Below are 22690 nucleotides of genomic sequence, written 5' to 3' on the forward strand. Positions count from 1 at the left end.
GGCTGCCGCCGGGGGCGCGTTGTGCGGGTCGGCTGCCGCCGGGGGCGCGTTGTGCGGGTCGGCTGCCGCCGGGGGCGCGTTGTGCGGGTCGGCTGCCGCCGGGGGCGCGTTGTGCGGGTCGGCTGAGGCTCGGGGGTGGGTCGCGCAGCCCGGCGCTGCCGGGGTGCCGCCGCGCCCACCCGTGCCGCCCCAGCGGCACGACTGCCCGCGGCTGGGGGGGCGGCGCGCGGCAGCTCGCGGCTGGGTGGGCGTGCGGTGGTCTGCGGCTGGGGGGTGCTGGGTGGACACCGGGGTCGGCAGTGCCGGGTAGGGGCGCGGGGAACTGCGCGACCGGCCACGACGGCGCGGCGGCGAGCCGACAACGCATCGCGGCAGTCCGCTCGGCACGGACACGACCACGGCGAGGGCCGGGAAGCGGCCCGGTGCCGGCAGATGCTGGAGCCAGGCAGCCGGGGCGACAGCCCAGCAGCCGGGGGTGGCCAGGCAGCCAGGGTGGACGTCGAGTGGAGGGCTCGACCAGCGGAGCGTCTAGGCTCGCGCTCATGACTACTGATGCTGTTGGTTCGCCCCTCGACGTGGAGATCGGTGCGCTCAAGGGAGGCGGCGCTGAGCTCTCGCGGTACGCCGGGCAGGTCGTGCTGGTGGTGAACGTCGCTTCCAAGTGCGGCCTGACGCCGCAGTACACGGGGCTGGAGCGGCTCCAGGAACGGTACGCCGAGCAGAACTTCACCGTGCTCGGGGTGCCCTGCAACCAGTTCCTCGGGCAGGAGCCGGGCTCCGCGGAGGAGATCGCCGAGTTCTGCTCGGCCACGTACGGCGTGACCTTCCCGCTGACCGAGAAGGTCGAGGTGAACGGGGACGGCCGGCACGCCCTCTACGAGCGGCTCGTGGGCTTCGCCGACGCCGAGGGCCACTCCGGTGACATCCGGTGGAACTTCGAGAAGTTCCTCATCGGGCGGGACGGCACCGTCGTAGCCCGTTTCTCGCCGCAGACCGAGCCGGAGTCCGCCGAGGTCGTCGCCGCCGTCGAGAAGCACCTGGGCTGAGAAGAGTCCCCGGGCCGGGAACCCCCGAGCGCCGAAGGCGCAAGCCGAGCCCCCTCGGCAAGGACGGCGAGCTCGTCGAGAGGGCTTGGCCGGTCGCGGCACGGGGCGAGGAGTTCAGGACCTGTCCTCCCCCTGAGCCGTGACCGGAGACTACGCCTTGACCGAGGCGACGAAGACGTTCCACGCGGTGGCGGGGAAGTCCAGCACGGGCCCGTTCTCGACCTTGGAGTCCCGCACGGCCATGGCCGCGACGACCGGCGACTTGATCTCGACGCACGCGCCGTTGCCGGTGGAGTAGGAGGACTTGGTCCACGTGTCCGTGGCACCCTGACGAATTGCCATTTTTGCTCCGGATTGCCGGTGTGATGAGTTGCTGTGTCGCCGCCCCCGGGCAGGAACGCGAGCCCAGGAACGGTTTGCGCCAACGGCGTTGCCCGATGGCGTGATCGACGCTACTCGCCGACATCGACGTACGAAGCGACTATTCACTCGACCGGATGGCATATTCCAGATGAGACTTCCATCCCGGTCGGGTGGGGTGTACTCTGCGGGACCTTCCCCACCCGGCGGCCCTTCAGCGGCCGCCAACAGCCCTACTGCGCGTACTCCTTCGCGATCCGCGAGATGAACTGCCGCGACTGCTCCACGTTCAGCGCCTGCGCCCGCAGATGCTCGTACATCACGCTGTACTTCTGGACGTCGTTCGGCTTCTCCAGGTACAGATCGCTGGTGACGCCTTCGATGTAGACGACGCTGGAGTCGGACGCGTCGGGGAACTCGAGGATCGCGTACTGGCCGTTCAGGCCCGGGTGCGCGCCCATGTCGAAGGGGATCACCTGCACGGTGACGTGCGGCAGTTGGGACTGCTCGACGAGATGCTCCAGCTGATCCCGCATCAGGGACCTGCCGCCCACGACACGGCGCAGCGCCGCCTCGTCCATCACCGTCCACAGCCGCAGCGGGTTCTCCTCGGCGCTGATCCGTTCCTGACGGCGCATCCGCACCTGCACCCGCTTGTCGATCTCGGCCGGCGCGGTCTCCGGCAGCGCGCCGGCGATCAGCGTCTCGGCGTACTGGCGGGTCTGCAGCAGGCCGGGCACCACCTGCGGGTCGTACACGCGCAGACTCGCCGCGTCGGTCTCCAGGCCGATGTAGACGCTGTAGGGGACATCCCCGAAGGCGTGCCACCAGCCCTGCTGGCGGGAGTCCTTGGCCATCTCCATCAGCGAGTCGACCATCCGCTGGTCCTCGACCTCGTACACCCCGCACAGGTCGCGGACGTCACGCTGGCTGATGCTGCGCCGGCCGTTCTCCAGACGGCTGATCTTCGACTGCGACACGAGCAGGCGGTCGGCGACCTGTTCCGCCGTCATGCCCTTGTCCTCGCGGAGTTTGCGCAACTCCTGCCCCAGCCGGCGCCGCCGGACGGTGGGATTGACATTCGACGCCACGGGACGTGCACCTCCGGCTGCATGCCTGTATCTGACACTTTGCGTATCTGCTGTTGAGCAGACTGCCACCAAGGCGCTTTCCACCGCTGGAAAACGGTGGATATGCGATCGACTGCCCCGGACATGCGTCCGCGCGGGGCGGCGACGCCGAAGGGACGTCCCACAAGGACGTACGGCGTCACCGCCCCGCGCGGGCCGCGGCGGCTCCCGAACGGGTCTCACGGGTACTACGGGTCTTGCAGCCCTGCTACCGGTACTACGGGGGTACTACGGGTCTCACGGGGATGAAGGGGATCCCCGCGACCGTCCCTCACGGGTGTGCTCAGTGGGCCACGACGCGTGCCATGGCGCTTCGATGGGGCTGCGCCGGAACGCCACGGGCGGGCTCCGGGGCCGTCCTCGCTCCCGGTCCGGCCGGACGGCCGGCCTGGGCCGGGCTCCGGCGCGGCTGGGCCGCCGCACCGTTCTGAACGTCCATCACGGCGTGCGCCACGAGGCCGCCCATGGGGTCGTGCCTGATCAGGTCCCGCAGCCGGGAGCGGGACGAACGTCCCTCGTTGCCCGGGTACAGGTGCTTGCCGAGACCGACCGCGTGCGCCAGCGCGGCGAGCGCCGCGGTCCGCGGGTCCGGCGGCACGCCGGTGCGGATCGCGGAGTCCAGCCGGGCCCTGATCTCCCGGCTGATCGCCGTGTCGGTCGCCTGGTAGCGAGTCGTCGGCAGCACCCCGCACATCTGACCCGCAACGGCATGCACCATGCCGCACCGCTCCAGATGCGAGAGGTAGGTCTGACGGAGCCCCAGCCGGGGTCCGCCGATCCAGTGGACGGCCCGTACGGGAGCGCCGCGCCTTCGCAGCAACTCCAACGCGCAGTCCAGAGTCGGATCTCCAGTCGGCCGTGGGGACACCACGGCGATACGATCCCCGTCTGGGGCTATCCGTCCGGCCAGCGCCAGCTCCACTAGCTGTGCTCCGGCCAGACCAAGGTCGAGCGACTGCGGCTGCGCAGTGGTACCCGTGGTCGGGTCCAATGCCAGCAGCAGAAGCTCCTCCGGAAGTGTTCTGCGGCTCCTGCCCATCCATGCCTCCCCGCGTGGATGAATGACAGGGTGACCCCTCTCACATTCATCTGTCGAGAGTGCGTGACCGGTTCGTAGTGGAACCAGTAGGTATGTCGTTCTCGTCTACCGCAGGAGCCAAGGCCTCTACCCAGGACACTGGTAGATGGTTCGGACAGTGCGTACAGCACTGTCCCGGGCGGCGGTTCACGGTTCGGCAGGCGCGCGCGGTGGGCGTGCGGCACATGAGGAGGCATCGGTGGCGGGCGAGTCCCCCGACAAGTCGAAGTCGAAGCAGCGCGAGTCGTCGGCAGAACCGACGTCGGGGAGCGCCGGCGCGGTTCCCGAGGCGCGGGATCCCAGGGTCGCGGCGGCGCGTGACGGCGAGGCGTCGAGTTCGTCGAGTGCGGCACGCGGGGGGGTGGACACGGCGACAAGGGTGTTCTCCGTCCGCGAGCTGAAGACCGACGAGGACGGGCAGGAAGAGCGGGGAGAGGCCGGGGAGACCGCTGAGGACGCCTCGGAGGCGGCCGAGGGCTCCACGGAGAAGGCCGGCGCCTCCGACGGCGCCTCCGGCGGCTCCGGGAGCGGCGACGAGCGTCTGCGGGCCGCGGTGGCCCAGTGGGTGGCCTCCGCGGACGAGGAGACGGCCGAGAAAGCCCCTGAGAGCGCGGAGGACGCGCAGGACGCGGACGAAGCGGACGAGACCGAGGAGTCGCCCGCGGCCCTGAAGGAGTCCGAGGCCGGGGAGGAGTCCGAGAAGGACTCCGAGGCGAAGCCCGTCGCCAAGGCCGCGCCCAAGTGGGCCGCGAAGAACGAGGCGAAGGCCGAGGACGAGGCCGCTCCGAAGGACGAGGCGGACGACGCCCACGAGGACGAGGCCCCCAAGGGCGGCGAGACCTCCGAGGACGAGGCCTCCAAGGACGAGACCTCCGAGGGCGACGAGCCCGAGGCCGCCAAGACCGACGACGCCCCCGAGGCCGCCGAGAACGACACGGACGCCAAGGACGCCAAGGACGCCAAGTCCCCCAAGGCCGGCGAAGACGGTGCGGACGCCGACGCCCCCGTCGACCAGCCCACCGCCATCTTCAAGATGCCGTCCGCCAAGCCCGCCGTGGACCAGCCCACCACGATGCTGAAGCTGGGCGGCGACGCCACCGAGCCCGCGTCCGAGGCGAAGCAGGACGCCGAGAAGCCGGCCACCGACAAGCCGAAGGCCGAAGCCGGGAAGCCGAAGGCCGACGAGAAGCCGAAGGCCGACGCCGACAAGCCGAAGCCCGGCGAGGCGAAGTCCGACGCCGACGCCGCCCCCGAGCGCGCCAGCAAGTTCGTCGCGCTCAAGCCCCTCGACGACCCCTCCACCCGCAAGCCGCCGGCCACCGCCCCGGCCGAGCCCACGCCCGAACGGGCCAAGCCGGCCGCCAAGCCCGACGCCAAGCCGGCCGCCCAGCCGTCCCCCCGGCCGACCGCCGAGCCCGCGAAGCCCGCCGCCGACGCCACCGCCGTCGTGCCGCAGATCGGCCCCGAGCGCACCACCCAGCAGCCGCTGCCGCCCAAGCCGCCGCTGGACCTGCTGGCCGAGCTGACCAACACCCCGCCGCCCCCGCCCACCCCGCTGCGCACGCTGGGCCGCCGGGTCAAGATCTGGACGCCGCTGCTCGTGCTGCTGGTGATCGTGTTTGCGATCGCGCAGGCCGTGCGGCCGCTTCCGGCACCCGCGCTGGCTCTCACCGCGAAGGAGACGTACACCTTCGAAGGCGGCAAGCTGGCGCTGCCGTGGCCCGGGGAGGGCCAGGGCTCGATGGACGTCACAGGCATCGGCACCATGAGCGGCTTCGGCGACCAGAAGCCCGTGGCCATCGGCTCGGTGGCGAAGGCGATGACGGCGTACGTCGTGCTCAAGGACCACACGCTGAAGTCGGGCGAGGAGGGGCCGGCCATCACCGTCGACCCCACCGCCGAGAAGGAGGGCGGCTACGACGTCAGCGGCGGCGAGTCCACCCTCAACACCGTCAAGGCGGGCGACAAGCTCACCCTGCGTCAGGCCCTGTCGGCCGTGATGATCCCCTCGGCGAACAACATCGCCCGGCTGCTGGCCCGTTGGGACGCGGGCAACGAGGCGGCCTTCATCGCCAAGATGAACGCCACCGCCAAGCAGCTGGGGATGACGAACACGACGTACACCGACGCCTCGGGGCTGAAGGAGACCACCGTCTCCACCGCCGCGGACCAGGTGAAGCTGGGCAACGAACTGGTGAAGATCCCCGCCCTGGTGGAGATCACCAAACTGCCGAAGTGGTTCGACCCGACCGGCAAGGAGTGGCGCAACTACAACACGCTCGTGCCGTACAACAGCGCCATCGGCCTGAAGACCGGGTCCACCAGCAAGGCCGGCGGCAACCTGCTGTTCGCCGCGACCAAGGAGGTGGGCGGGAAGACCGTCACCCTGGTGGGCGCGGTCCTCGGCCAGCACACCTCGCCGATCATCGACACGGTCAACGCGGTCAGCAAGACCGCGCTGCTCGCCGCCCAGGACGCGATGACCTCGTCGAAGATCCTCAAGAAGGGCGACGTCGTCGGGTACGTGGACGACAAGATGGGGCACCACACGCCCGTCGTGGCGACCGAGGACGTCTCGGCGGTCGGCTGGGCCGGGCTGACGGTGAAGCTGTCGTTCGCCCCCGGCGAGCTTCCGCACACGGCCGAGGCGGGCACCCAGGTGGGCACGCTCACCGTCGGCGACGGCGTCAGCGGGGCCGTCAAGGTCCCGGTCGCGCTCCGGTCGGAACTGAGCGAGCCGGGCTTCCTGGACAAGCTGACGCGCGTCAGCTGAGCCCCGCACCGCTCACACCCCCCTCTCGCACCCCGTCGGGCAGCCGCCCGGCGGGGTGCGTGCTAGCGTCCCGAACCGGGACAGGTCGGCGGTCGTGGCGACGCGGCCGTGCAGCGGGCGCGAACGCGACGCCGCCGAGGACGGGAAGACGGGACACGGGGAGTGCCTTCAGGTGGCCACTGCGGAGCCGAGACGCGCCGACGACACACGGGTGCGCCTGCCCGCGCCGCAGGCGGGCGACCACGACCGTGACACCGGCCCAGCCCCCGACGCCCCCGACGACGACCCCGCCTCCGGTGATTCCGTGAAACCCGACGCCGGGCCTGCCGCCCCGCAGAAGACCGCCCCCGAGCCCGCCGCTTCCCCGAGCGGCGCCGCCGAGCGGGCGCGCGCGTGGTGCCGGCGGCATCTCGTGCTGTCCGTGACCCTGCTGTCCGGCCTCCTCCACGTCATCTGGTTCTTCACGTTCGCGAACAGCGGCGGGGACCTGGCGGCGCAGGACGCGTGGGCCGAGTTCGTCGGCCGGCACCCCGACTCCGCGTACAACCTCGCCTGGTACGGCGGGATGCACCCGGTGTCGTACAGCGTGGTGTCGCCGTACCTGATGTCCGTGCTCGGCGTCCGTACGACGATGATGATCGCCGGGACGATCTCGGCGGGGCTGCTGACGCTGATCCTGCTGCGCTGCCGGCCGGTGCGGGACCCCCTGCCGCCTGCGCTGGCGGGCGTGTTCGGGCTGCTGTGCAACGCGATCTCGGGGCGGGTCACCTTCGGGCTCGGCACCATGTTCGCGCTCGGCGCGGTCGCCGTCGTGTTCTGCTGGCCGCACCGCTGGCGCTACAAGCGGTGGGCGAAGGCGCTGTGCGCGGCGCCGCTGGCCGCGCTCGCCACCATGGGCTCGCCGGTGGCGGGACTGTTCGTGGGGCTGGTCGCCGTCGCGATGTTCCTGCAGAAGCGGCGGCCGGGCGCGTGGGCGCTGGGCCTCGCCCCGGCGGTGATCGTGGCGCTGTCCGCCTGGCTGTTCCCGTTCTCCGGCACCCAGCCGATGTCGTTCGGCTCGACCGTGCTGCCGATCCTGTTCTCGGTGGTGGTCTACACCGCCGTCCCGCAGGACTGGGCGACCGTACGGATCACGGCGGCGGTGTACGGGACCGCGGTGCTCATGGTGTGGATCGTGAGCTCGCAGATCGGCTCGAACATCACGCGGCTGGCGATGCTGTTCGCGGGGGTGGTGCTGATGGCGGCGCTGCCGTTCGCGGCCCCGAAGACCCGCAAGTGGTACGCGGTCGTGCTGACCTCGGCCGTGTTCGTCGGCTTCGTCGGCTACAAGACGGTCGACGACATCATCCACACGACGCCGAGGGCGTCCTGGGCGCGGGAGCTGGCGCCGCTCGTCAACGAACTCCAGGAGGTCGGCGCCGAGCGGGGCCGGGTGGAGGTCGTCCCGGCCCGCTCGCACCGCGAGGCGTCCGCGCTCGCGCCGTACGTCAACCTGGCCCGCGGCTGGAACCGCCAGGCCGACATGAAGCGCAACCCGCTCTTCTACGACGACACCCTCAACTCCGCGAACTACCACCAGTGGCTCCAGCGGTGGGCCGTGCACTTCGTGGTCCTGCCGAAGGACGAGCCCGACGGGGACGGCGGGCAGCGGGAACGGGCGCTGCTGCAGCGCGGGCTGCCGTTCCTGGAACAGATCTGGGGCGACGCCAACTGGCAGCTGTTCCGGGTGAAGGACCCGGCGTCCCTCGCCGAGCCGAACGCGGTCGTGCAGCGGGCGGCGCAGGGTGAGCTGACGGTCGACGTGCAGAAGGCGGGGCGGGTGCTGATCAAGATCCCTTACTCGCCGTGGCTGAGCATCGTCGACTCGGAGGGCGAGAAGCTGGAGCCTCCGCAGGAGACCCAGGCGTCCAAGGACCGCTCCGAGGGCGAGGCCAAGACGTACGACAACCTCAACGGGTGCCTCTTCGAGACCGAGGAGGACAGGGAGGGCGACAAGTGGACGATGCTGGTCGCTCCGCGGGCGGGGACGTACCGGCTCGCCGCGCCGTACGAGCTGCCCCGGGGGACGCCTTGCCCGGACGAGATGCGGTGACGTTTCTCTTCCGGTGACCGTCGGGCGGAGCGGGCGTCGCCGCCCGGGGCCGGTCAGCGCAGGTCCGCCACATGGGCGTCCGTTCCCGGGACCGTCGGGATGAACGGCGCCAGCAGTTCCAGCCGCCCGAGGCCCGACTCCCCCACCGCCGTCTCCAGGTCCGCGAAGTGAGCGTCCCAGCAGTCCCTGGGGTCGCTCTGCAGGAACCACAGCAGGGTCAGACGGGTGCCGACGCCCTCGACCTGCTTGACGTAGGTCATGCGGTCGCCGGGGAGGGGGGTCGGGCGGAAGACCGTCACCATCGCCGTCGGTGAGGCGGCGAGACGCCGTGGGAGCAGGCGGGTGCTCAGCCAGTCCAGGAGGGCGGGGCGCTGCTCGGGGGTGTCGGCGTCGACGACCTGGAGGACCAGTCCGGTGTAGGGGTGGTCCAGGGCGTGGAAGTCGCGGGGGCCCGCCGCGCCGTCGCGGTAGACGGTCCTCTCGTGGTCCTGGAACGCGGTGAAGACGTGGGTGCGGTCCCGGTAGACGCGGGCGTCCCGGTTGAGGCGCTTGTTGATGGCGACCGTCCAGCGCATGTGGTCGTCGTAGCGGCCGTCGGTGATCCAGTAGGTGGAGAGGTAGCAGCCGGCGGTGACGGGCTGGGCGACCGCCGACTTCTCGGGGAGGCGCAGGAGTTGGAGGTCGCGGGTGGCGACCCAGCGTCGGCCCGCGTACATCCAGGGCATGGCCATCGCGCCGGCGTAGTAGTGGTCGTCCTCGTACCAGCGGTTGTAGGCGTACTCATGGCCGGGGTGGGGTTCGACCATGGTGATCAGGGCGTGGCCGGGGTGGACCCCGTAGGGGCCGACGGCGGCCAGTTCGGCGTAGGTCTCGCTGCGGGTCTCCTCGCTCATGGCGTTCCCCTTCCGTCCTCTTCCGTCCTCCTGCGGTCGCCCATACTCTGACGCCCCGTCAGATGATGCGCCAGACCCGGGAGGTCCCGATGTCCCTGCTCACCGGCAAGACCGTCGTCGTCTCGGGAGTCGGCGCCGGGCTCGGTCACCAGGTCGCCGCCGCGGTCGTACGGGACGGCGGCGACGCGGTGCTCGGGGCGCGGACCGAGGCGAACCTCGCCAAGAGCGCGGCGGAGATCGACCCGGACGGGACGCACACCGCGTACCGGGCGACCGACGTCACCGACGAGGAGCAGTGCGCGGCGCTGGCGGGGCTGGCGCTGGAGCGGTTCGGCGGGATCGACGCCGTGGTGCACGTGGCGGCCTGGGACTCCTATTTCGGCGGGCTTCAGGACGCGGACTTCGCGACCTGGCAGTCGGTCATCGACGTGAATCTGCTGGGGTCGCTGCGGATGACGCGGGCCTGCCTGGACGGGCTGCGGGCGCGGGGCGGTTCGGTGGTGTTCATCGGGACGCAGTCGGCGGTGGCCGCGCCCTCTCAGGTGCGCCAGGCGGCGTACGCGGCGTCGAAGGGGGCGCTGACCAGCGCGATGTACTCGCTGGCGCGGGAGCTCGGGCCGTCCCGGATCCGGGTCAACACCGTGCTGCCGGGCTGGATGTGGGGGCCGCCGGTGCGGGCGTACGTCGAGTTCACGGCGGCGACGGAGGGTGTGGCCGAGGAGGTGGTGCTCGGGCGGCTGGCGGAACGGATGGCGCTGCCGGAGCTGGCCACGGACGCGGACGTGGCGGACGCGGCGGTGTTCCTGGCGTCGGACCGGGCTCGGGCGATCACCGGGCAGTCGCTGCTGGTCAACGCGGGGGAGCTGATGCGGTGACCCCTCACTGCTAGTTCATGTGAGTGAACACCGGACACCATGACGAATACCTTTACCTCCCTTTGACCCTACGCTTACTTGTCGTGTCCACGCGACAGCGCCCACGATGAGCGCCGGGCTGATCCCTGGGAGGGCGCACATGAACGGTCTCGACTGGGCCGTGCTCATCGGCTACTTCGGCGTGATGGTCGCCATCGGCGTCTGGTCCCACAAACGCGTGGACGACGTCAGCGACTTCTTCACCGCCGGCGGCAGGATGCCCTGGTGGCTGTCGGGCATCTCGCACCACATGTCGGGCTACAGCGCGGTCATGTTCACCGGGTACGCCGGGATCGCCTACACCTACGGCGTCACCTCCTTCGTCACCTGGTCCTTCCCCATCGCGCTCGGCATCGCCGTCGGGTCCAAGCTCTTCGCGCCCCGCATCAACCGGCTGCGCTCGCGTCTCCATGTCGCTTCCCCGTTGGAGTACCTGAAGAACCGCTACGACCTGAAGACGCAGCAGGCGCTGGCCTGGTCCGGGATGCTGCTGAAGATCGTGGACGTGGGCGCCAAGTGGGCGGCGATCGCCACCTTGTTGTCCGTCTTCACCGGCATCTCCCTCAACCAGGGCATCCTGATCACCGGCGGCATCACGGCGGTGTACTGCACGATCGGCGGACTGTGGGCGGACGCGCTCACCGAGTTGGGGCAGTTCGTCATCCAACTCCTCGCGGGTGTGGCGATGTTCGTCGCGGTTCTGGCGGAACTCGACGACAAGGGCCTCGGCCCGGTCAGCGCATGGGACGAGCCGGCCATGAAGGGCCACGGGGAGCCGCTGGTCGGCGACTACGGCGTGGTCTTCCTGCTGGCGTTCCTGTTCATCAAGCTCTTCGAGTACAACGGCGGCATGCTCAACCAGGCCCAGCGGTACATGGCCACGGCCACCCCGCAGGAGGCCGCCCGCTCCGCGCGGCTGTCGGCGGTGCTGTGGCTGGTGTGGCCGCTGGTGCTGTTCTTCCCCATGTGGATGTCGCCGCTGCTGGTGAGGTCGCAGAAGCCGGGCGGCTCCGACTCCTACGCCCTGATGACCGAACAGCTGCTGCCGCACGGCCTGTTGGGTCTCGTCATCGTCGGCTTCTTCTCCCACACGATGGCCATGTGCTCCTCCGACGCCAACGCCATCGCCGCCGTCTTCACCCGGGACTGCGCGCCGGTGGTGTGGCGCAGGGCGCGGACCTGGAGCGAGGGTCAGGGCCTGCGGGTGGCCCGGATCGCCACGGTCGTCTTCCTCGGGCTGTCGATGGCGGCCGCGACCCAGGTCAACTCCCCCACGTTCAAGGACATCATCACTGTGGTGATCAAGTGGGTGGCCGGGCTGATGGGTCCGATGGCGATCCCGATGATGCTCGGTCTGCTGCGCCCGTTCCGCCGCTCCGGCCCGACGGCGGCCCTGACGAGCTGGTCGATGGGCCTGCTCGCCTTCTGGCTGGTCAACTACCCGATCAACTGGAACGTCGAGGGCGGGGTGCCCCTCCAGTACCAGGTCTCGGTACCGCTGGCGGTCTCCCTGGTCCTCTACATCCTGATCGGCTACCTGAAGCCGGAGGACACCCCGGAACGCCTGGCGATCATCGACCGCGTCAACGGCGACGGGAGCGACACGGGCACGACGGCGGCAGAACGCGAGCTGGACGCATCGAGCCCCGCCGGGGGAGCCTGAGGACGCGGCCCGTCCAGGGCCGAAGCGGGGCCCGGGGGCGGCAGCCCCCGGGCGGCGACGCCGACAGGGCTCAGTCCACCCCACCCCGGGGGTACCGCGCCAGCCAAGCGGCAGACGCCCCCGCAGGGCTGTGCAGGGCCGGCCCCTGCGTCATCTCCATCGCGAAGTCGTCGCACAGTTCCAGCATCGTCGGACGGCCCTCCAGCTCGGCCACCCAGGCCGGCGGGAGGGCCGTCTCGCCGTGCAGCGCGCCGAGCAGCCCGCCGGTCAGCGCTCCGGCCGGGGCCGAGCGGGCGCCGTGGTTCACCGCGAGACGCAGACCGTGCCGGACGTCCTCCGCGACGAGGGCGCAGTACACGGCCGCCGACAGCGCTCCCGCCGCCGTCCCCTCCCCCGCCAGCTCCGCCACCCGCGCCGGGCCGGGCATCCCCTGCCGCACCGCGCCGAGCGCGTGCTGCAGCGCCTCCGACACCGGCTCGTGCCCGGGGCGGGCGGCCAGCACGGCGAGCGCCCGCTGCACCGCGCCGTCGAGGCTGTCGCCGCGGGCGAGGGCGTGCACGGTCACGGCGTACGCGCCCGCGGCGAGGTACGCGACGGGGTGACCGTGGGTCTGGGCCGCGCATTCGACGGCGAGCTGGGCGACGAGCTGCGGCTCCCAGCCGACCAGCAGCCCGAAGGGGGCCGACCGGGCGGCGGCCTCGGGGCCGGTCTCGTCGGGGCTCTTGGGCGCCTCCAGGGTGCCCATCACCTCGTCGCCGAGTCCGAGGAGCAGCGCGCGGGGCGGGTCCCGGCGAACGTACAGCCACTCCTCGTGGGCCAGCCAGCCGTCGTCCTTGCGGCGCAGGTCGGGGCCCCAGTCCCGCTGGGTGGCCGCCCATCTGAGGTAGGCCCGGTGCAGGTCGGTCGGCGGGTGCCAGGCGCCGGTGTCCCGGCGGACCTGGGCGCGGATCAGGCCGTCCACGGTGAAGAGGCTGAGCTGGGTGAGGTGGGTGACGGCGCCGCGGCGGCCGTGGGCGGGGGCGAGGTCGACGAGGCCCTCGGGGCCGTGGGCCTGCCGGATCTCCTCCAGGCCGAGCCGGTCGACGGACGCGCCGAGGGCGTCTCCCACGGCGGCGCCCAGCAGCGTGCCGCGCACCCGGCTGCGGAAGTCCTGCTGTTCGGTACGGCCCCAGACCGGGCCGGCTGTCGCACCCACCAAGTCCTCCCGGCACCGTCCGTACGTACGACGTTCGCCACTGTAATCGAACGAGGCCGGAGCGGCAGAGGAGGAGGGTCGGCACAGCGGAGGCCTGCCCGCTCACTAACGGGCACGGTCACCGAGGCGCTCAGTTGACGACGCGCACCTTCGTGCCCGTCGCGCCGAACGCCCACAGGGCCGAGCCGTCGGCCTTGGCCATGCGGATGCCGCCGGTCTGGGCGCCGGCGGCCGGGTTCGGGGACGCGCCGTCGACGGCGTTGGAGAAGGCGATGTTCACGCCGGACTTCACGGTGAAGTACACGATGTGCTCGATCTCGACGCCGTCGGAGCCGGTGGTGGCTTCCTTGCGCAGGGAGATCGTGTAGTTGCCGGGATCGGGGTCCACGGTGCCCGGCCAGACGAGGAAGGTGCGGCGGGCCGCGTCGTCGGCGTCGACCAGCCAGACGCGGCGCTGCTGGAGGGAGTAGACGACACGGCGGCCCGTGCCGGAGTCCTCGGGCACGGCGGCCTTCGCCGGGGCGGACGGCGCGGACGCCGGGGGCCGGGCGCTCGCGGAGGCCGACGCGGAGGGCTTGGCCGCCGTCACCGCCGGCCGCTCCCCCTTGTCGGCCTGCAGCGTCAGCGCGCCGACGGCGACGATCGCGCCGGCCGTGAGACCGGTGACCCAGGCCCACGAGGGAAGCCGTCGGGCAGCCACGGGCACATCTCCTCAGGTACGGGGCCCCGTCCTCCGGGGCCCGATCATCGTACTGTGCGGTTCCCGCCCCCCGGTTCCCGTCCCCCGGCCCGCACCCGACGCCGGAACCTCGGCCGGCCCGGCGTCGGATCGCGCGGTCCGCGGGGGACTCTCAGTCCAACACCGGCAGCAGTTCCGGCAGATGGCCGTCGGAGGCGGTGGCCGCGCGCCGCCGTTCCTCGGGGACCTCGCCGTACAGGGTGGTGCGGGGGCGGGAGGGGCGGCCGGCCGCGTCGGCGACGGCGATCAGGTCCTTGACCGACTTGTAGGAGCCGTAGGAGGAGCCCGCCATCCGGGAGATGGTCTCCTCCATCAGCGTGCCGCCGAGGTCGTTCGCCCCGGAGCGGAGCATCTCCGCCGCGCCCTCCGTGCCCAGCTTGACCCAGCTGGTCTGGATGTTGGGGATCCAGGGGTGCAGCAGGAGGCGGGCCATCGCGGTGACCGCCCGGTTGTCCCGTGTCGTCGGGCCGGGGCGGGCGATGCCCGCGAGGTAGACCGGGGCGTTGGTGTGGATGAAGGGGAGGGTCACGAACTCCGTGAATCCGCCGGTGCGTTGCTGGATGCCGGCCAGGGTGCGCAGATGGCCGAGCCAGTGCCGCGGCTGGTCGACGTGGCCGTACATCATCGTCGAGGAGGAGCGGATGCCCAGTTCGTGGGCGGTGGTGATGACCTCGATCCAGGTGGCCGTGGGCAGCTTGCCCTTGGTCAGGATCCAGCGGACCTCGTCGTCGAGGATCTCGGCGGCCGTGCCGGGCACGGAGTCGAGGCCGGCCTCCTTCGCCGCCGTCAGCCACTCGCGGATCGACATGCCGGTGCGGGTCGCGCCGTTGACGACCTCCATCGGCGAGAAGGCGTGCACGTGCATGCCGGGGACGCGTTCCTTGACCGCCCTGGCGATGTCGAAGTAGGCGGTGCCGGGCAGGTCGGGGTGGATGCCGCCCTGCATGCAGACCTCCACCGCGCCCACGTCCCAGGCCTGCCGGGCGCGGTCGGCGACCTGCTCCAGGGAGAGGGTGTAGGCGTCGGCGTCGGTGCGGCGCTGCGCGAAGGCGCAGAAACGGCAGCCGGTGTAGCAGACGTTGGTGAAGTTGATGTTGCGGGTGACGATGTAGGTGACGTCGTCGCCGACCGCCGACTTGCGTACGTCGTCGGCGACTCGGCACAGGGCGTCCAGGGCGGGCCCGTCCGCGTGCAGGAGGGCGAGGGCCTCCTCGTCGGTGAGCCGGGTCGGGTCGTCGGCCGCCGTCGCCAGCGCCTGCCGTACGTCGGTGTCGATGCGCTGCGGGACCATGCCGGGGGCGGCGGCCTCGCGCAGGGCGGCCCAGTCGCCGTAGACCTCGTCGAAGTCGTCACGCCGGTCAAAGGTGCGGCCGTCGGTGTCGATGGTGCGGTGCAGGTCGGTGCGGCCGGACGCCTCGAAGGCCTCCTCGGGCTCCTGCCAGGGGAGTCCCTCGACGACGGCGTCCGGACGCGCGAGCCCGGTCGCGGGGTCGGCCAGCGCCCGTACGTGCGGCCGCAGCCGCGGGTCCAGCCAGGGCTCGCCGCGCTGGACGAACTCCGGGTACACGCACAGCCGTTCGCGCAGGGTGAAGCCGGCGGCCTCCGACTTCGCGGCGAGCTCCTCGATCTGCGGCCAGGGGCGTTCGGGGTTGACGTGGTCGATGGTGAGGGGCGAGACGCCGCCCCAGTCGTCGATGCCGGCGCCGATGAGGCGTTCGTACTCGGAGTCGACGAGGTTGGGCGGCGCCTGGAGGCAGGCGCTCGGGCCCATGATGTGCCGGGCGACGGCCACCGTGGCGACCAGTTCGTCGAGTTCCGCGTCCGGCATGCCGCGCATCGCGGTGTCCGGCTTGGCGCGGAAGTTCTGGATGATCAGTTCCTGTATCCCGTGGTAGGCGCGCGAGACCTTGCGCAGCGCGAACAGCGACTCGGCGCGCTCCTCGTAGGTCTCGCCGATCCCGATGAGGACGCCGGAGGTGAACGGCACGGAGGAGCGGCCGGCGTCCTCCAGGACGCGCAGCCGTACGGCGGGCTCCTTGTCCGGGGAGCCGTGGTGGGGGCCGCCGGGCTCCGACCACAGGCGGGTCGCGGTCGTCTCCAGCATCATGCCCATGCTGGGCGCGACGGGCTTGAGCCGCTGGAAGTCGGTCCAGGACATCACGCCCGGGTTGAGGTGGGGCAGCAGCCCCGTCTCCTCCAGGATGCGGATGGAGACGGCGCGGACGTAGGCGATGGTGTCGTCGTAGCCGTGCGCGTCGAGCCACTCGCGGGCCTCGGGCCAGCGGTCCTCCGGCTTGTCGCCGAGGGTGATCAGGGCTTCCTTGCAGCCGAGGGCCGCGCCCTTGCGGGCGATGTCGAGGACCTCGTCCGGGGACATGAACATGCCGTGCCCGGCGCGGCGGAGCTTGCCGGGGACGGTGACGAAGGTGCAGTAGTGGCACTTGTCCCGGCACAGCCGGGTGAGGGGGATGAAGACGCTCTTGGAGTAGGTGATGACGCCGGGGCGGCCGGCCGCCTCCAGGCCCGCGTCACGGACGCGGGCGGCGGACGCGGCCAGGTCCTCCAGGTGCGCGCCGCGGGCCTGGAGCAGGACCGCGGCCTCGGAGACGTCGAGGGCGACGCCGTCCCGGGCACGTTTGAGGGCGCGACGCAGGGAGTTCTCGGTGGGTCCTGCGCCGCCGGGGCGGTCGGCGGGTCCGGTTCCGGAGGTCGCGGAATTCGTCATCTCTTGAGCATACGTTCGCGCTGATCAGGGCCGAGGGGGACGCCCGCTTACGCCCTCACCGTCCGGCCTCACGCGGTGGCGCCGGCGGCGGGGAGGTACCGGGCGCAGTCGTCGAGCAGCTTGAGGACGTCCGACTCGCCCGCCGGGGGCAGCTGCAGCACGACCTCCTCGATGCCCAGGTCGGCGTAGTACGCGAGCTTGCCCGGGGACGGCTGGACGGCGTACGGGACGACCTGGAGCGCGGACGGATCGCGGCCGACGTCGGCCCAGGCGGCGCGCAGCACGGGCAGCGACCCGGACAGGCCGCGCCCGCCGATCGGCAGCCAGCCGTCGGCGTACTCGCTGATGTGGGCGAACAGCTTGGGTCCCGCCGCCCCGCCGATCAGGGTGCGGGGGCCGACGACCGGGCCGCGCGGCTGCTGAACGGGCTTGGGGTGGGCCTCGCTGGCGCGGACGGAGGCGTAGGGGCCCTCGTGGGCGGTGGGCCGCGCCGACCACAGGGCGCGCATCAACGCCATCCGGTCCCGGACGAGTTCACGGCGAGTGCGCCACTCCACTCCGTGGTCGGCGGCCTCCTCGACGTTCCACCCGTAGCCGAGGCCGAGGGTGAACCGTCCGCCGGACAGGTGGTCCAGGGTCGCGATCTGCTTGGCGAGGTCGATCGGGTCGTGCTGGGCGACGAGCGTGATGCCGGTGCCCAGGCCGAGGTCCTGCGTCACGGCCGCCGCCTGGCCGAGGGCGACGAAGGGGTCCAGGGTGCGGCCGTACTCGCGGGGCAGGTCGCCGCCGGCGGGGTAGGGCGTGCTCCGCTCCACCGGGATGTGCGTGTGCTCGGGCAGATAGAGGCCGGCGAACCCGCGTTGCTCCAGCTCACGGGCGAGGCGGGTGGGGGTGATCGTCTCATCGGTGAGGAAGATGGTGACGGCGATGCGCATGAGGGGCCTTTCGTCTCGTCCGACGCGGCGATGCGGGAGTCCCCCTCATCTGTACCGCCGGAAGGGATGACTGTCCATACCGACCGGTCGGCATCACGGCTGCTCAAGGCGGGGAGTGCTCACGTGACGACGGCCGCCGTAGGCTCTCAAGAGTGGGCTTCTCCCCGGCCGGCGGCGGTCATGAGCGGGTGACGAGGACCGTGCGGGGCACATTGCCCGCCGGCGCCCCCGACTATGTGTACGTCCCCGTCGAAGTCCCCGCGGGGGTGGCGGAGTTCAGGGTGGCGTACACCTACGACCGCCCGTCCGTCCCGCCGGGCACGCCCGGCAACGCTCTCGACGTCGGCGTCTTCGACGAGCGGGGCGCCGAGCTCGGCGGGAAGGGCTTCCGGGGCTGGTCGGGAGGCGCCCGCACGGAGTTCTTCCTCCGCGCGGACGAGGCGACGCCCGGATATGTCGCCGGTCCCGTGCGCGAGGGGACGTGGCAGGTGGCGCTGGGCCCCTGCACGGTGGCCCCGCCGGGCCTGTCGTACGAGCTGACGGTCACGCTGACCTTCGGCGAGCGGGGGGAGACCCCCCGGCCGGTGTACCCGCCGGAGCGGGCGCGGGGCCGGGGCCGGGCGTGGTACCGGGGCGACTGCCATCTGCACTCCTGGCACTCCGACGGCCGCCGTACACCCGGTGAGATCGCCGCCCTGGCCCGTGCGGCGGGCCTGGACTTCGTCAACACCTCGGAGCACAACACCCATGCGGGGCACGGCGCCTGGGCGGACGCGGCCGGCGACGACCTGCTGGTCCTGCTGGGTGAGGAGGTCACCACGCGCAACGGCCACGCCCTGGCCGTGGGCACGGACCCCGGCACCTTCGTCGACTGGCGGCACCGGGCCCGCGACGACCGCTTCGGCCGGTTCGCCCGGCAGATCCGCGAGGCGGGCGGCCTGGTCGTCCCGGCCCACCCGTACGCCCCGTGCGTCGGCTGCGGCTGGCGGTTCGGCTACGCCGAGGCGGACGCGGTGGAGGTGTGGAACGGGCCGTACACACCGGACGACGAGACGGCACTGGCGGACTGGGACGCGAGGCTGGTGTCGGGGACGGGCCGGCGGGAGTGGCTCCCGGCGATGGGCGGCAGCGACGCGCACCGCGCCCCGGACGCGGTGGGACGGCCGCAGACGGTGGTCCTGGCCGACGACCTGACCCGGCGGGCCGTCCTGGCAGGCCTCCGGGCCGGCCGGTCGTACGTGGCCGAGTCGGGCAGGCTGTCGCTGACCTTCACGGCGGCCGACGCGCGGGGCACGACGGCGGGCATCGGGGAGCGACTCCAGGGGGACCGGGACACCCCGGTGACCGTCCGCCTGGAAGTGGCGGGCGCCCCCCGCTGCACGGTCCGCTTCGTGACCGACCAGGGGGTGCTGTTCACCGGCGGCCCGCTGCCGGTGTCGGGCAGGGATGTCGTGGAGTGGCGCACGACGCCCTCGCACGCGGCGTACGTGCGTGCCGAGGTGCGGCACGAGACGGCGGCGGGGCCGGTGCCGGGAGTGATGGCCGCGCTGACGAATCCGGTGTTCCTGGGGTGGAAGTGAAGCACCCCTTCGACGGGAAAAGCTCTTGACATCACCCTTCCGGCAAGCGGAACAAGAACCTCGTATTCCACTTTTCTGTTTTCAGTGAAAACCATTGATGCCCCTGGGTTTTGTTTTCCTTTGGCGTGTGCACGATCACTCAAGCGACTCGCTCAAGTGACTCTCAAGTGACAGCACTCCGAAGGGACTTGTGTGCCCGTTCTCGACAGGAAAAGCAGACGTCGCCGCCCGGCGCTGATATTCGCCGGAATAGTCACCACGCTCGCGGTGGGCGTCTCCGCCGGAATCGCGTGGGCCGCGGTCACCGACAACATGCACCCGACGGCGAACAACAACCTCGCCTGCTTCAACGACCCCGAGGGCGGGGACGGCAGGCTGAGCTGCCGCACGGACAACGCCACCGTCACCTATTACATGGACAGCAACGGTCCGGTGTGCGAGCTGGAGTCCGAGGACAAGAACGCGGTGACCACGACCATGGGCAGCGACTACTCGCCCACCGATCTCACCATCAGCTACGACTCGTCGCCCACGTTCGAGGGCAGTGCCGAGACGGACATCGTCTACCAGGAGTGCGACGCGGGCGTCCCCTCCACCGCCGACGGTGTCACCTGGTGCAACGACGCTGTGGACAACGCGGAGTTCGAGTGCGACCAGCAGTACGTCCGCCTGCGCGGCCCCGGCTCGTACACCCGTGGGCTGACCTGTCACGAGACCGGCCACGCCATCGGGCTCACCCACGGCAAGCAGGCCGACCCCATCCTGTCCAACACCGACAGCCGGCTCGGCTGCCTGGTCACGCCGGTCGGGTCCAACGTCGGGCTGGGAGCCAACAACCGTGACAACATCAACGGCCAGTTCTAGGGAGGCCCTGTGAGACGCCTGGCACGTATCGCCGCCGCCGTCACCGGCGCGGCCCTCACGGCCGTCGTCACGGCCGCCGTCGTCAGCCCCTCCGGCGGGTCGTCGGCCGCGGCCGGGGACCACCGCGGACAGGCCCTCGGCGACGGGGTGATCGTGGGCCACGCCTCCGATCGCCTTCCCAGCACGACGGCCCAGGACTGGGTGACGTACGCCGACCACGTCGTCGTGGTCTCGGCCGTGTCCGAACGGGAGCTCGCGCCGAGCCGCGGCGAGACCGAACGCGGTGAGGGGATCGTCGGCAGGCAGGTGAGACTGCGGGTGGACAAGGTGCTGTGGTCGCGTGCCGCCGCCCCGCAGAAGGCGCCGCAGACCTGGGAGTACAACGCCGCCGGCTGGCAGTTCAGCGACGGCGACACCGACAAGCGGCGCAAGATGGTGCTGGAGGAGCGTCCGCGTGTGGAGACCGGCCACTCCTACGTGATGGCGATCGTCTGGCAGGGCCCGCGCTGCGCCGAGGGCGACGGCCGGACGCCCGGCAAGTGGCTCGGGCTGGGCGAGGGGTCCGAGATCCCCTTCGACGAGGGGATCCTCGGCAACGGGGAGGAAGCGGGACGCGTGGTGCGTCAGCAGGGCGGTTCGCCCGCGGCCGCCGCCTCCGCCTCGGACGACACCCCGGACTTCGGTCTCGAGGAGCAGCTGGCCGGCGGATCGGCGAGCGCGCTGGTGAGCGAGCTCAAGGCGGCCGCTCCTGCGGCGCCGCAGGAGTTCGGGTCCGCGTCGAGGACGGCCGGCGGCAGCGCCGCCTGCGACTGAGGCACGCGGCCGCCCCGGGGTGAACGTTCCCCGGGGCGGCCGCGTCACAGTCGTACGAGGCGAGGGAGGAACGTCGACATGCGCAAGCCGCCCCTGTCGGAGCAGCAGCGCGAACGCGCCACGCGCCCGCGCCGGACACGGCCCGCCCTGGCGGCCGCCGTCGGCCTGGCCGCCGTGGCCGCCCTCTGCGCGGCCCTGCTGACCACGTGGTCCCAGGACCGGCCGGCCGACGACACCACCACGCAGGACGCGGGCGGTCAGGGCCAGACCTACGCCGAGGGCATCGCCTGCGCACGCCTGATCGCCGAGGGTGACGTGCTCGACGTCCGCCCGGCTTCCCGGCCGGGCCGGGTGCTGCTGAGGTTCGCCGTGAACCACTGGATCAAGCCCGATCGGGGCGCTGACACGGTCGAACTCGACCTCGTCGACCCCTCCGTCGCCCAGGTGGAAGAGCCGTTCGCCAAGGGGCGACACCTGCTGCTCGTCGTCCCGGCCCGCGAGGACCTGGAGGCGGACGCGTCCAGCGGGGCGGAGCTGACCCGTATGCGCGAGGTCGTCGACGCCAACCGGGCGAAGGCGGCCACGACGAAGTGCCCGCGCTACTGGCGTGAGACACCCGGCTGAGACGGCCGCGAGGGGGTGCCCAAGCCACGTCTGGCGCCCCGGCGCTACGGAAAGTCAGCCGGCCCAGGGCCGAACCGCGTCAGACCTTGATCACACGGACGCCCGGACCGCCCAGCACCAGCACCAGCACCAGCACCAGCACCAGCACCAGCACCAGCACCAGCACCAGCAGGCCCTCGGGGTCCGAGGTCAGGATGGTCACGGGCGGGGGTGACGTGATCGAGGTGGCCACGACGATGGCCTCGAGGGCATGTCTGTGGCCGTGGAGCCCGGCTGTGGCAAGGAGCTTACCGGCGTGGCGTGCGATGGCTTCGGTGGGCGGGACGATGTCGACGCGCGAGACGGCGTGGTCGAACCGGGCGTGATTGAGTGCTTGCGCGGCTCGCCGCTTGCCGGCTGAGGCCGTCGCCGCCCTCCTCGCCCCCGTCAGCAGCCGTCGACCCCGTCCGCCGCCAGGTCGGCGAGGACCCCCGCGTGGTCCGAGGGCCACACGCCGTCCACCGGACCGTGGCCGACGCGGCGGACGTCGCGGACGTGGCCCTCGCCGGAGGGTCCCGGCGGGCCGACGTGGATGTAGTCGATGCGGGCGGGCGGCTCCAGAAGCCGTGCCGCGTGAGGGTTTTCGGGGGTCCAGGTCGCAGAGGGAGCCGTGGGGTCGGCGTACTCCCAGGCGTCGTACAGGACTTGGCCGGGCACGGCGGGCTCGGTCTTGTAGCCGCCGAACAGGCGCACCGCGTCGGAGTCGGGGAAGGAGTTGAAGTCCCCGGTGACGACGGGCGGGAAGAGGGTGTCGCCTCGGTGCCGGGCGACGAACCCGGCGAGCGCCAAGACCTGTTGACGGCGTACCGCGGCGGCCGCCGGGGCCGAGGAGAGGTGGGCGGTGAAGAACGGGACGTCAAGGGCGGGGGCGGCGAGGCGGGCGTACAGGGCGGTGCGGCCGTCGGCCAGGTCGGCCGGCGCGGGCAGTTCGAGCACCTCCCGCTCGATCACGGGCCAGCGGCTCAGCACCGCGTTGCCGACGTCGACGGACGCGTCCCCGATCCGGCGCCGCCACCGCTCGGGGGACGGCGACGGTCCCCAGGCCCAGTGCAGGCCGAGCTCGCCGGCGAGCCACTCCGCCTGGTTCTCACCGCCGGCGGCCCACACCTCCTGCAGTCCGACCACGTCGGGGCGCAGGTCGCGCAGCACGGACAAGATCGCCTTCTGCCGCGCCTCCCACGGCCCGAAGCGCCACCACAGATTCCATGTCACGACCCTCATCGACAG

The 22690-nt window shown here is 72.0% G+C and carries 18 protein-coding genes and 1 pseudogene; 9 read left to right on the forward strand and 10 right to left on the reverse strand.

Going from position 1 to position 22690, the window contains the following annotated elements; genetic code table 11:
- The first annotated feature begins 542 nt into the window (after positions 1 to 542).
- Complete coding sequence (locus ACIRS4_RS20860; RefSeq protein ID WP_404197879.1) at positions 543 to 1046, forward strand: glutathione peroxidase; 504 nt, start codon at positions 543 to 545, stop codon at positions 1044 to 1046.
- Between the two features lie 150 nt (positions 1047 to 1196).
- Here the strand turns inward: ACIRS4_RS20860 and ACIRS4_RS20865 are convergent, their stop codons facing one another.
- The 3 genes from ACIRS4_RS20865 to ACIRS4_RS20875 form a co-directional block, all read right to left on the reverse strand.
- Positions 1197 to 1388, reverse strand: a complete 192-nt coding sequence (locus ACIRS4_RS20865; RefSeq protein ID WP_351091464.1) for a DUF397 domain-containing protein — start codon at positions 1386 to 1388, stop codon at positions 1197 to 1199.
- A gap of 251 nt (positions 1389 to 1639) precedes the next feature.
- A complete protein-coding gene (locus ACIRS4_RS20870) occupies positions 1640 to 2497 on the reverse strand; it encodes a helix-turn-helix transcriptional regulator (protein WP_358797350.1) in 858 nt (285 codons plus the stop codon).
- Between the two features lie 322 nt (positions 2498 to 2819).
- The gene (locus tag ACIRS4_RS20875; RefSeq protein ID WP_404197882.1) at positions 2820 to 3575 is read right to left on the reverse strand and encodes a GPP34 family phosphoprotein; all 756 of its coding nucleotides are present in this window, start codon (positions 3573 to 3575) and stop codon (positions 2820 to 2822) included.
- 238 nt (positions 3576 to 3813) lie between these two features.
- Between ACIRS4_RS20875 and ACIRS4_RS20880 the strand changes: the two genes are divergently transcribed.
- Both ACIRS4_RS20880 and ACIRS4_RS20885 read left to right on the forward strand, forming a co-directional pair.
- Entirely contained in the window at positions 3814 to 6387 is a 2574-nt protein-coding gene (locus ACIRS4_RS20880) for a D-alanyl-D-alanine carboxypeptidase (RefSeq protein ID WP_404197884.1), read from the forward strand.
- A 172-nt stretch (positions 6388 to 6559) separates the two neighbouring features.
- Positions 6560 to 8479 carry an MFS transporter gene (locus tag ACIRS4_RS20885; RefSeq protein ID WP_404197887.1) on the forward strand — a complete coding sequence of 640 codons (1920 nt, stop codon included), beginning with the start codon at positions 6560 to 6562 and terminating at the stop codon, positions 8477 to 8479.
- Positions 8480 to 8532: 53 nt separating this feature from the next.
- Here the strand turns inward: ACIRS4_RS20885 and ACIRS4_RS20890 are convergent, their stop codons facing one another.
- A complete protein-coding gene (locus tag ACIRS4_RS20890) occupies positions 8533 to 9372 on the reverse strand; it encodes a hypothetical protein (protein WP_404197889.1) in 840 nt (279 codons plus the stop codon).
- 89 nt (positions 9373 to 9461) lie between these two features.
- On the opposite strand from ACIRS4_RS20890, the gene ACIRS4_RS20895 reads away from it, so the two are divergent.
- Positions 9462 to 10247 (forward strand): SDR family oxidoreductase, encoded by a 786-nt coding sequence (locus ACIRS4_RS20895; protein WP_404197892.1) that lies wholly within the window; start codon positions 9462 to 9464, stop codon positions 10245 to 10247.
- A 139-nt stretch (positions 10248 to 10386) separates the two neighbouring features.
- Positions 10387 to 11949: a sodium:solute symporter family protein gene (locus ACIRS4_RS20900; RefSeq protein ID WP_404197894.1), complete on the forward strand. Its 1563-nt coding sequence runs from the start codon at positions 10387 to 10389 to the stop codon at positions 11947 to 11949.
- Positions 11950 to 12019: 70 nt separating this feature from the next.
- Here the strand turns inward: ACIRS4_RS20900 and ACIRS4_RS20905 are convergent, their stop codons facing one another.
- From ACIRS4_RS20905 to ACIRS4_RS20920, 4 genes are all read right to left on the reverse strand, one after another.
- Positions 12020 to 13144, reverse strand: a complete 1125-nt coding sequence (locus ACIRS4_RS20905) for an ADP-ribosylglycohydrolase family protein (RefSeq protein ID WP_404197896.1) — start codon at positions 13142 to 13144, stop codon at positions 12020 to 12022.
- A 130-nt stretch (positions 13145 to 13274) separates the two neighbouring features.
- Positions 13275 to 13850 carry a hypothetical protein gene (locus ACIRS4_RS20910; protein WP_404197898.1) on the reverse strand — a complete coding sequence of 192 codons (576 nt, stop codon included), beginning with the start codon at positions 13848 to 13850 and terminating at the stop codon, positions 13275 to 13277.
- A gap of 145 nt (positions 13851 to 13995) precedes the next feature.
- Positions 13996 to 16608, reverse strand: coding sequence for a bifunctional FO biosynthesis protein CofGH (locus ACIRS4_RS20915; protein WP_404197901.1), 2613 nt, complete (start codon positions 16606 to 16608; stop codon positions 13996 to 13998).
- 68 nt (positions 16609 to 16676) lie between these two features.
- Positions 16677 to 17543 carry an LLM class F420-dependent oxidoreductase gene (locus tag ACIRS4_RS20920; protein ID WP_404197903.1) on the reverse strand — a complete coding sequence of 289 codons (867 nt, stop codon included), beginning with the start codon at positions 17541 to 17543 and terminating at the stop codon, positions 16677 to 16679.
- A gap of 92 nt (positions 17544 to 17635) precedes the next feature.
- Here ACIRS4_RS20920 and ACIRS4_RS20925 point away from each other — a divergent pair, with 92 nt between their 5' ends.
- The 4 genes from ACIRS4_RS20925 to ACIRS4_RS20940 all read left to right on the forward strand — a co-directional run bounded on the left by ACIRS4_RS20925 (position 17636) and on the right by ACIRS4_RS20940 (position 21424).
- On the forward strand, positions 17636 to 19123 hold the full coding sequence (locus ACIRS4_RS20925) for a CehA/McbA family metallohydrolase (protein WP_404198139.1): 1488 nt from the start codon (positions 17636 to 17638) through the stop codon (positions 19121 to 19123).
- A 192-nt stretch (positions 19124 to 19315) separates the two neighbouring features.
- The gene (locus ACIRS4_RS20930) at positions 19316 to 19987 is read left to right on the forward strand and encodes a hypothetical protein (RefSeq protein WP_404197906.1); all 672 of its coding nucleotides are present in this window, start codon (positions 19316 to 19318) and stop codon (positions 19985 to 19987) included.
- A gap of 9 nt (positions 19988 to 19996) precedes the next feature.
- Positions 19997 to 20800, forward strand: a complete 804-nt coding sequence (locus ACIRS4_RS20935) for a hypothetical protein (protein ID WP_404197908.1) — start codon at positions 19997 to 19999, stop codon at positions 20798 to 20800.
- A 78-nt stretch (positions 20801 to 20878) separates the two neighbouring features.
- A complete protein-coding gene (locus ACIRS4_RS20940; protein WP_404197911.1) occupies positions 20879 to 21424 on the forward strand; it encodes a hypothetical protein in 546 nt (181 codons plus the stop codon).
- Positions 21425 to 21503: 79 nt separating this feature from the next.
- Here the strand turns inward: ACIRS4_RS20940 and ACIRS4_RS20945 are convergent.
- Together ACIRS4_RS20945 and ACIRS4_RS20950 are read right to left on the reverse strand one after the other, a co-directional pair.
- A pseudogene (locus ACIRS4_RS20945) lies at positions 21504 to 21794 on the reverse strand (hypothetical protein); the annotation flags it as partial.
- Between the two features lie 56 nt (positions 21795 to 21850).
- Complete coding sequence (locus ACIRS4_RS20950) at positions 21851 to 22684, reverse strand: endonuclease/exonuclease/phosphatase family protein (protein WP_404197912.1); 834 nt, start codon at positions 22682 to 22684, stop codon at positions 21851 to 21853.
- Positions 22685 to 22690 lie beyond the last annotated feature (6 nt).

Origin of the sequence: Streptomyces sp. NPDC101166 (assembly GCF_044768125.1) — a bacterium.
Taxonomy (GTDB): domain Bacteria; phylum Actinomycetota; class Actinomycetes; order Streptomycetales; family Streptomycetaceae; genus Streptomyces.